Source organism: Corynebacterium sp. HMSC056F09 (genome assembly GCF_001815785.1).
GTDB classification, from domain to species: Bacteria; Actinomycetota; Actinomycetes; order Mycobacteriales; family Mycobacteriaceae; genus Corynebacterium; species Corynebacterium hiratae.
This window is the reverse complement of the sequence record NZ_KV821916.1, coordinates 1-2,900: the sequence shown is the minus strand read 5'-3', so window position 1 is coordinate 2,900 and position 2,900 is coordinate 1. Positions and strand designations below refer to the sequence as shown.

Sequence of the window (2,900 nt, the reverse complement as noted above, 5' to 3'; positions counted from 1 at the left end):
AAGTAGTCAACGACCTCCTCAACGGAAAAACCGAAGCCGGCGGCGTTAATCCCCACCAAAACCGAAATCCACCAGTAGTACTAAAAGGGCTCTTCCGGTTTTAGAGTGCATTGATTAGTTCGCCGGGGGTTCGGGCGTGGCACAAGATATTGGGGTCCTTGGCTTTGTAGGAAAAAGGTATCTAATCCATCCGTACAAAACTAAGGACCTACTGTGCAGCCTAACGGAAATGTCATCGTCGATACCATCTGCCGCACCGCAAAACTAGGAACTACTATCACCGGTGCCACAGAAAACGGTGACGTCACTGTTATTGAAGCCGAACCCGTCGAGCCGATCAATGAATGCCCTACCTGCGGGCAGCCTGGAGTATTCCGCGACCACGTCATCCGCAGCCTGGTCGATCTGCCCATCGTCGGCCACCCAACAACTTCATGTGCGCCTTCCACGCTACCGGTGCACCAACAAGCGTTGCTTGCAGAAGATCTTCCGTGCTGGCCTTGCCTGCGCGCCCGACAATTCAAAGACCACGGACCAGGTGACCCACTGGATCCTGCAACGACTCTGCCTAAATCGGATGAGCGTTGCCGCTGCACCCAAGTCATTAGGCCTGGGGTGGGATATGAAGTGTCCCAGGTTTTGTTCCGTTTGATGAAACCCGTTTTTGAAACAACGTACGGAGCACAACGCACGCCGATGCCAAAGCTTCCGCAACATCGACTACCTCATCAAACCCACGACAGTGGGATTCACACCCTCAATCCCCACGCGTGCAATCTTCGCACCTCAAAGATTGAAAAATGAAAGAAACCGGAGGTAACATACCCTTTCGAGTTTGTTACTTCCGGTGGTGCAGTTTGTTCAACTGCTCATCAGGATCTTACGGGGGATAACACTAACACACCCTGACTCTTGGAAAACGCAGCACACAGACCGTGCACACCCTCACCGATAAAATGGGCACCAGTCCCGAAAGGAGAAGGAATGTACACGACCATCACCCTCGCCGCACTCGCAGTACTTTTCGTCTTAATCATCCAGACCATCCGCCGCGAACGGCCAGAAGACCGTATGTATTACGCCGCGCTTGGAGGCAGCATAAGCGCAGCAATGATCCTTGTCCCCTCCTTCCTTTTCACCCAGGCCGGTCTCTCGCGAGAACTGGCCGCACTGCTCATCTCCTTCGGCCTACTAGCCTTGTGGATTACCATTTTCGGACTCCGCCTAAACGCAAGAACTAGCAGGTAAACCTGCATAACACAGAACATATGCTTTAGCATATGGCGGAACATACGCTATAACATATGCCTAAACATATGTTCCGCCATATGGCAGGACTCGCGGGCGCACGAATACGCAGATTCCCGCCCGCAGTAGAGAAAAGGAGGGCTACGGGCTCAGTGTGGGAGTATTGCGAAACCTTCGCGCGCCCATTAGCCTAAAAAGTGACAGCACAGTTCATCCCTGAATTGCGGCTGCACAATAAAAAGGGCCCCAACGAGTGCCAGCTCGTTGAGACCCTCGGGCCTAAAGACCCACGTGAAGCATCGCGGTAACGAGCTTCACGATTACGGTCACAAGAACTATGACCTTGGTAGCCACATCTAGCCAGTCAAGCTTGGTGGCATCAAGGTCTTTTCTTTTGCGACCGGGTGTATCCAATGAGTGTTTACCCATTGTCTACCTCCCTTTACGTCGTAGGGTTGTCCGCTCGCCTGAAAAAGGCGCGCGGGACAGCCCACGTCACGCGCGGGCCTTACCGCGCACCGACGAGGAAGTCACGCCCACGCCCCACCACAGGTGGCGGGGCATGATTGTGAACCGGCACTAACGTTAGCAGCCACCCCTGACGAGACCTAGAAGCATGATTTCACCCCTGCCTTTATAAAAGCCGCCCATGAGGGGAAACCCGTACAGTGCTACTTGCAGCTGCACTCAACACCGCTAATTTCTCTGCCTGTCACCCTATCTAGACGCACGAAAATGCTGGCAGTGCTACATAACTGCCGACATATGCTTTAGCATATGCCTAAACATATGTCCCGCCATATGGCAAGACATATGACGGGGCTCATGGGCGCGCTGATCTACCATCACGGCTGCACTACCCTAGGTGTTATTCAATGCTCGATACACCGTAGGACGGGTTACCCCAAATTCCCGCGCCAGGGTTGCCTTTGACTCCCCTGCCAATATGCGCCGTTTAATCTCCGCTACTTGCTGCGGGCTAAGAGCAGGCTTGCGGCCTTTGTACTTGCCAGCCTTTTTCGCCAACGCAATCCCCTCCGCCTGGCGCTCGCGGATAATGGCCCGCTCAAACTCCGCGAAGCTACCGAGAATTCCGAGCATTAAATCCGCGCGCGGATCGGACGTGTCTTTCGCAAACGCGAGATTCTCATGCAGAAAAGTAACAGTCACACCCTTGCCGGTAAGTTCATCAACAATACCGCGCAGATCTGTCAGCGATCGGGCGAGACGGTCAATCGACGACACGACAAGTTCGTCACCGTCTCGCACGTACGCCATACACTCGACAAGCCCAGGGCGGGCAGTCTTGGTGCGGCCGGAAATCTTGTCTTCAAAAAACCGGTCAATCCTGCCGGAAGTATTGAGTAGTTCTTTCTGGCGCTGATTATTCTGCTCCACCGTGGAGACACGGATATAGCCCACCCGCTGCCCACGCGAACCAGAGCTTTTGGCCATTAGTCTTCGCCCCGCGAAGGGTTAAAGGCAGCATTCTCCTGGGCAATGACCGCATCACGATACGACTCGATTGCATCCGAGAGGGCATAAAGCTGAACACCGTCGAGACCATCAGCGTCAGCAAGCAAAGATTGCACAATCCTGCCCAACGCCTGCTGCCCCGACGAGGGGCCTGACCCCCGGAAAGTAGACACGTC

At 54.3% G+C, this 2,900-nt stretch carries 3 protein-coding genes and 1 pseudogene; 2 read left to right on the top strand and 2 right to left on the bottom strand.

All coding sequences use genetic code 11. From position 1 onward, the window contains the following. Positions 1–213: 213 nt before the first annotated feature. Positions 214–631: pseudogene (locus HMPREF3056_RS13445) on the top strand (transposase family protein); the annotation flags it as partial. Between the two features lie 353 nt (positions 632–984). After that, entirely contained in the window at positions 985–1,248 is a 264-nt protein-coding gene (locus HMPREF3056_RS04810) for a hypothetical protein (RefSeq protein WP_011117479.1), read from the top strand. A gap of 861 nt (positions 1,249–2,109) precedes the next feature. Here HMPREF3056_RS04810 and HMPREF3056_RS04805 read toward each other — a convergent pair. Together HMPREF3056_RS04805 and HMPREF3056_RS04800 are read right to left on the bottom strand one after the other, a co-directional pair. Beyond that, complete coding sequence (locus HMPREF3056_RS04805; RefSeq protein WP_070754229.1) at positions 2,110–2,703, bottom strand: recombinase family protein; 594 nt, start codon at positions 2,701–2,703, stop codon at positions 2,110–2,112. Beyond that, the gene (locus HMPREF3056_RS04800) at positions 2,703–2,897 is read right to left on the bottom strand and encodes a hypothetical protein (RefSeq protein ID WP_246822466.1); all 195 of its coding nucleotides are present in this window, start codon (positions 2,895–2,897) and stop codon (positions 2,703–2,705) included. Before HMPREF3056_RS04800 ends, HMPREF3056_RS04805 begins: the two co-directional genes overlap by 1 nt. Positions 2,898–2,900: the final 3 nt, after the last annotated feature.

Coding starts and splice junctions, on each gene's coding strand:
- HMPREF3056_RS04810 (WP_011117479.1), top strand. CDS start 985: ATGTACACGACCATCACCCTCGCCGCACTCGCAGTACTTTTCGTCTTA.
- HMPREF3056_RS04805 (WP_070754229.1), bottom strand. CDS start 2,703: ATGGCCAAAAGCTCTGGTTCGCGTGGGCAGCGGGTGGGCTATATCCGT.